This is a genomic window from Streptococcus parasanguinis, from assembly GCF_040908565.1.
Taxonomy (GTDB): Bacteria; Bacillota; Bacilli; order Lactobacillales; family Streptococcaceae; genus Streptococcus; species Streptococcus parasanguinis_AC.
In genome coordinates, this window is the sequence record NZ_JBDGEA010000035.1 from 1 (window position 1) to 1,662 (window position 1,662).

Genomic DNA, 1,662 nt, shown 5'->3' on the forward strand with positions numbered 1-1,662 from the left:
GCTGACACAGCACCACAGACCAACAACCAAGCGAATACAGCCGTACAGCCAAAGGATAAGGCCTTTTATCAAGCAAACGAGGTCAAGTATATCAACGGCATGTGGCAGATCAAATGCGACTATCTCGCTCCCGTTGGTTTTGACTGGACCGAGAACGGTATTCCGGTATCAATGGTAAACTGGGTTGATAAAGACGGCAACAACTTGCCGGACGGAGCGGATCAAGACTTCAAATCTGGAATGTACTTCAGCTTTGAACTAGACGAAGCTAATATCGCGGATAAAGCCACGGGCGGTTACTATGGCGGTTATTACTGGCGCTTGTTTGAGTTCGGGCAATTCGGCCCTATCTGGTTATCTTGCTGGGATAAGGACGATCTAGTAAACTATTATGAGTAAAGAGGGGTGATTGAATGAATCGCTCAAACTGTACCAATTTAAAGCAGTTCGAGGGCGGTCGGGTCGTTAAACAAGGCGACTCGGCTTCCCTTTTTGGTTTTGCGTTATACGATGAGAGATGGACTCCGATCGATCTTGAGGGACAGGAAGCTACAGTCCACTTTACGAGCAAACAAGGCAAAGCGTCCTTTAGTGCGACAGTCCAAGGGTCAAAGGTAACTTTTAAGATTCCCAAAGTGCTACCAGTCGAGAGCTATCTCGTTGAGGTGGTGGCTGGTGGATATGTATTCCCGAGTGACCAAAGCGTCCGAGTTGACGTGGTACAGTCGGCAGACGAATACACTAGCGAGCAAGTCCTTGCGCTTGTCAAAAATGATGTTAAGACTGAAATCGACAAGTACATTGCAGAACACCCGAACGGCCCACAAACAGAAGAATTGCCAGATTTAACCACGTTATACAATCTAGCTAAAATTTAAAGGAGAGAAATATGACTTTAAACACAGAAAAATTAACACAATTCGCCCAAGCAGTCGGGGCTGATGTCAAAGAAATCAAGACCACGCTTGCAAATAAAGCTGATAAGTCCGAGCTTGGACAAGGTGGGATCACGCAGCAGCAATTGGATACCGCTATCCAAGGAGTTAAAACGGCGATCCTTGGTGAAGGTGTACCGGAAGAATTGGACACGCTCAAAGAAATTGCTGAAAAAATCCAAGCAGGCGGAAGCTCAGACAGTGCGATCGTGTCCAAAATGACTGAACTTGGTCAGAAATTTACTGATCTAGAAAATACCAATTTCTTACAGGTATATAACGATGCGAAGCAAGTCCTCTAAGGAGGTAACGAATGGATAATTTAAAAGAAGCGATTCAACAAATCGGCCATGATGTTGGTACGTTTTTGAACAACAGTATAACGTCCGAACAAGCAAATACTTTGGTTACCGAGAAATTGAAAAACAATGGTGATCCATTTGTCACGACTTCCAAGTTGCCCACAATTGACACAAGCCAACTTGCAAGCAAGAATGATCTGGAAGAGCTGAAACGTTCAGTCGGATCCGGAAGTAGCAGCAACTCAGAATTAAAAGGACAAGGTTTCCCGTACGATCTAAACGCTGAAATTGGGGTTACTTACATCGATACCACGGCGAAGAATGGTGCATTCAAGTGGATAAAAAAACGTGCTGGTGCAGGCCGTGCCAATTGGGTTGTTTTGGCTGGCGACACGGGTCGAGTTCGGGCTAAAAATATTCAATCA

3 protein-coding genes and 1 pseudogene are annotated in these 1,662 nt (G+C 45.2%); all 4 read left to right on the forward strand.

All coding sequences use genetic code 11. The features are described from left to right. Window positions 1–399: lytic exoenzyme target recognition domain-containing protein (locus tag AB5Y61_RS10555; RefSeq protein WP_368404118.1), on the forward strand; the 399-nt coding region annotated here is incomplete at its 5' end. A gap of 236 nt (window positions 400–635) precedes the next feature. After that, window positions 636–878: a hypothetical protein gene (locus AB5Y61_RS10560; protein ID WP_368404119.1), complete on the forward strand. Its 243-nt coding sequence runs from the start codon at window positions 636–638 to the stop codon at window positions 876–878. A gap of 11 nt (window positions 879–889) precedes the next feature. Then, window positions 890–1,237, forward strand: a complete 348-nt coding sequence (locus tag AB5Y61_RS10565; RefSeq protein ID WP_368404120.1) for a hypothetical protein — start codon at window positions 890–892, stop codon at window positions 1,235–1,237. 11 nt (window positions 1,238–1,248) lie between these two features. After that, a pseudogene (locus AB5Y61_RS10570) lies at window positions 1,249–1,662 on the forward strand (hypothetical protein); the annotation flags it as partial.